At 63.2% G+C, this 4,920-nt stretch carries 1 pseudogene; it reads right to left on the minus strand.

Annotated features, from left to right (window positions below):
* Positions 1-4,415: pseudogene (locus WBQ44_RS22410) on the minus strand (amino acid adenylation domain-containing protein); the annotation flags it as partial.
* Positions 4,416-4,920 lie beyond the last annotated feature (505 nt).

Below are 4,920 nucleotides of genomic sequence, written 5' to 3' on the forward strand. Positions count from 1 at the left end.
ACCTCACCGGGCTCCACCCGGAAACCACGGATCTTCACCTGATCATCAACACGGCCGACAAACTCCAGCTGCCCGAGGCTGTTCCAGCGCACCACATCACCCGTGCGATACAACCGGGCGCCGGTTCCGAACGGGTCCGCAACAAATCGCTCCGCCGTCAGATCGGACCGCCCGTGATACCCACGCGCCAGCTGAACACCCGCCAGATACAACTCCCCCACCACACCCACCGGAACAGGCTGCAGACGCGTATCGAGCACGAAGACGGACACATTCCACTCGGGCCGACCGATCGGAACAACCGAACCGACAGGAAGCTCAACCCGATGCGAGGTCACCGACACAGCCGCCTCGGTGGGACCGTAAACGTTGTCGAGCCGCACATCGCTACCAGAAAGCACCGACTCCGCGGTCGCCGCCGGAAGAGCCTCGCCGATAGCCAACACACGACGCAGCGACGACGGCAACCCGCTGCTCGATGCCCGAACGATCGCGGCGAGCACCGACGGCACCACATGCAACGTCGTCACACCCTCGCGCTCGATCACATCGGCGAGATACGCCGGATCACGATGACCGTCTACCGAGGCAATCACGAGCCGACCACCGATCGTCGCCCACGACCACAACTCCCACACCGACAAATCGAACGTCGCCGCCGTCTTGAGCAACGCCACATCGGAAGTACCGAGGCCGTACTCCGACCGCTTCCACTCGAGCTGATTGACCACCGCGCGATGCGAGACCGCCACGCCCTTCGGGCGACCCGTCGAACCCGAGGTGAAGATCACGTACGCACAATTGTCCGGGCGCAACGGCCGAACCCGCTCGACGTCCGCCAACGGCGACCCGGACACGCTCTCGGCATCGAACGACTCGACGTCGACAACGATGGCACCGGATTCAGGTAGATCGACCGAGCCGTCCCTGCCCGCGACGAGCACCACCTCCGGCCGCGCCGAATCGAAAATATATCCGGTTCGTTCCGCGGGCTGGTCGGGATCCACCGGCACATACGCACCACCGGCAACGACCGTCGCGTACATCGCAGTCACCATCGACTCCGAACGCCGAATCGCCACCACAACTCTCGATTCCGGACCCACACCCAACGAAATCAGATGCCGAGCAAGCCGATTCACACGCGCCGCGAAATCAGCGTACGTCCACGACCCGGCCTCGAACGTCAAAGCGACCGAATCCGGAACAGCGGCAACACTCGCATACAGCAACGACACCAAGGTCGCATCACGGTCGACCGCACGGTCAGTCGCATTCCACACCCGCGCGACGCGGTCTCGCTCCACCGCACCGACGATGTCGACGTCGCCGATCGCACCATCCGGTCGTTCCGCAACAGCAGTGAGAAAGGCCACGAACCGATCGGCCACCGCAGCAGCCGTCGACGCATCGAACAACGCCGACGCAAATTTGAGTGTGCCGCCGATGCCCGTGGGGTTGCCGTCCTCGTCGTACTGGTCCGAGACGATCATATGCAGATCGAATTGCGCGACTTCGGCATCGGCCTCGACGCCGGACACGGACAGACCGGGAAGTGTGAACTCCGTCTTTTCCAAGTTCTGAAAGGACAAGCCGACCTGGAACAACGGATGACGTGCGGTCGACCTCGCCGGATTGAGTACTTCCACCAGGCGCTCGAAGGGGACGTCCGCGTGTGCAAGCGCACGCACGTCGACCTCGCGGACCTCGGTGAGCAGTTGCCGATAGGAGGACGAGGGCTCGACTTCGGTACGGAAAACCAAGGTGTTGGCAAACATTCCGATCAGATCGTCCAACGCCTCCTCTCCGCGGCCCGCGATCGGCGAGCCGACGGCGATGTCCGTCGAGCCCGACAACCTGGACAACAGTGCCGCCCACGCGGCATGGACCGCCATGAACAACGTCGCGTTCATCCCTCGGGCAAGAGAGCTCAGAGCTGCCTGCACGTCGGCGCCTACTTCGAAATCGACCTTGCCGCCCTCGAACGACTGGACCGCCGGACGGGGGCGATCCGTCGGTAGATCGATCTGGTCCGGCAGGCCGCGTAGTTCCGACTTCCAGAACTCGAGCTGTTGATGGGAGATCGACGTCGGGTCGTCCTCCCGGCCGAGAACCTTCCGCTGCCACAGCGCGAAATCTGCGTATTGCACCGACAGCGGAGCCCACGTCGGAGCGTTCCCCTGGGCACGTGCCGCGTACGCGAGCATCAGATCCCGCGTCAGCGGCGCCATCGATCCGCCGTCGGCCGAGATGTGCTGCACCACCATCGCCAGCACGTACTCCGGCACGGTGCCCGAATCCGACACCCGATAGACGCGCACGCGAATGGGAACCTCGGAGGTGACGTCGAACGACGATGCCGCAAGTTCCTGAACGGCAACGACGACGCGATTCGTAGGCATGTCGACGATCTCGACGTCGACCGACTCGGTGGTCGGCAGGATCCGCTGATACGGACCTTCCGCATCGGAGGGGTAGATGGTTCGGAGGGGCTCGTGCCGGACAGCAATGTCGTCGATCGCGGCGAGCAGCGATGGCACATCGACCTCGCCGGTCAACCGGATGGCAATCGGAATATTGTACGCCGCGGACTGCGGATCGAATCGGTTGAGGAACCACATGCGCTGTTGTGCGAGGGACAGCGGTATCCGCGCAGGCCGCGGGTCCGCACCCAACGCGATACGTCGTGGACCTCCGAATTTGTTCTCCGCAGCAGCTGCAAGCCCGGCAACCGTGGAGTCTTGAAACACTTCTCGGGCACCGAAGGAGATGTCGAGCGCCGCCCCGATACGCGCAGCCAGACGGGTGGCAGAGAGGGAATTGCCGCCCATCTCGAAGAAGTCGTCGTCCTTACCGACCTGCTCGACACCGAGGATTTCTTCGAACACCGCCGTGACGGCGATCTCGGTGTCCGTCTCGGGCGCTCGATACTCCCTGGCGGTGAATGCCGGGTCGGGCAACCGATCGCGATCCAACTTGCCCGCAGGGGTGAGCGGCACGTCGTCGATGATCATGATCGACGACGGGATCATGTGTTTGGGCAGTGAGCGTCGGACGTAAGCGGTAAGGCCCGCCGTATCGAGCGGCTCACCTGAGACAGGTTGTACGTAGGCGACTACGGTGCTCGCTCCGTCCGGACCCCGACGCGTGACAGAAGCGGCGAATCGCACCGACGGATGTGCGGTAAGAGCTGTGTCGATCTCGCCAAGTTCGATCCGGAACCCTCGGATTTTGACTTGTGAATCGTTCCGACCGATGAACAACAACGACCCGTCAGGCGTTCGACGCACGAGGTCGCCAGTTCGGTACATTCTTGAGTTATTGTCTGCAAATGGGTTCGCGACGAACCTCGCTGCTGAGAGCCCGGGCCTCGAACGGTATCCACGGGCAACACCCGCACCTGACAGGTAAAGCTCACCCGCTGCGCCGGTGGGAACCACCCTCAATCGTTGGTCCAGGACATATGCGACCGTGCCCGGTATCGGACCGCCGATGGTTACTGGATCGCCTGGGCCCAGCGCTGAGGAAGTTGTACTGATAATGGTGGTTTCAGTCGGCCCGTACGCATTGAAGAACGCCCTACCGCGCCCCCACCGCTCGACAAGTTCGGGCGCGCAAGTCTCCCCGCCCACGACCACGACCTCCAGTTCGGGAAGGTCCACGTCATCCATTGTCGCTAAGGCGGCAGGTGTCGCGACTGCATGCGTGACGCCCTCGCGCCGAATGAAGCTAGCGAGTTCCGGCCCCCCGTAGACGTCGGTAGGCGCAATCACCATGGCTGCTCCGGCGGTCACCGTTAACAACAATTCGAATATCGACATATCGAAACTCGGCGATGCGAAGTGAAGTGTCCGAGAATTCGATGAAACCCCATAGTGCACGAGCTGTTCACTCGCCAGCCCAGCCAACCCGGTGTGTGTGACAACTACGCCCTTCGGACGTCCGGTCGATCCCGACGTATAGATGATGTAGGCAGGGTTGTCTACACGTAGCAGCGCACGGCGGTCCGACAGAGAGATCTTCTCGTCAGACAGCGCTGCCAGTGATGCCGCGAACTCGGCGTCGTCGAGCACCGACCACCGGCAATCCTGCGGAAGTCGACCCACGAACTCGTTGGTAGTTACTCCGATGCGCGCGCCCGAATCGGACAACATGTGTTGGACGCGGTCGGCGGGATATGTCGGGTCGACTGGAACAAAGGCGGCGCCCGTCTTGGCGACCGCCCACAGCGCGACCACCGAGTCAATCGAGCGGGTGATGGCGATGGCGACGACGTCTTCGGGACCGGCCCCACGTTCGATAAGCAGACGGGCTATCCGCGAGGAACGCCGATCCAGCGCGGCATACGTAAGTCGGCGATCGCCGAAGATCAGCGCGTCGCGTTCCGGACCGATCTCCACTGCCGCTGTCAACAGCTGAGGCAGCAGCGGGGTGGCGTTCCGTGCGCGACGAGGTCGGCGGGAACGTGGTTTGCGGTTCGTCGCTACGGCTTCCGGGCGAGGAGGAGTGCCGTCTAAATTGCGATCGCGACTCATGCTTGCCGAATCTCGTAGTGCATACCTGCCAGTTTCCCCGACGTCGTCCACACGTGGTCAGTTGCCCTTCTGCTTCTCGTGATCGACCCCGCGGCCGAGCTAGCGGTTGTGCCTGCTCGACCGGTCAGTCGAGCCCGTACGACAGTATTCGATGCGATCGGCCGACCCGATGGGTGAGTCACCGCACGGTCATACGAACACCACCGAACATATCGACCGGAGTCCTGGTCACGTTACCGGCGGGTAGCCGCGTTCAGACCGTGCCGAACGGTACCGAGCTCGGAACCACGTTCACGCCGTCCGAGTCATCCGCGTCGCCCGAACCGCTCGCGGCGGTCGGAGCGTCAGTTGCGTCCACGACGATCACCGTCTCGAGGTCCTCGAG

Source organism: Rhodococcus sp. (in: high G+C Gram-positive bacteria) (assembly GCF_049591685.1).
Classification (GTDB): domain Bacteria; phylum Actinomycetota; class Actinomycetes; order Mycobacteriales; family Mycobacteriaceae; genus Rhodococcoides.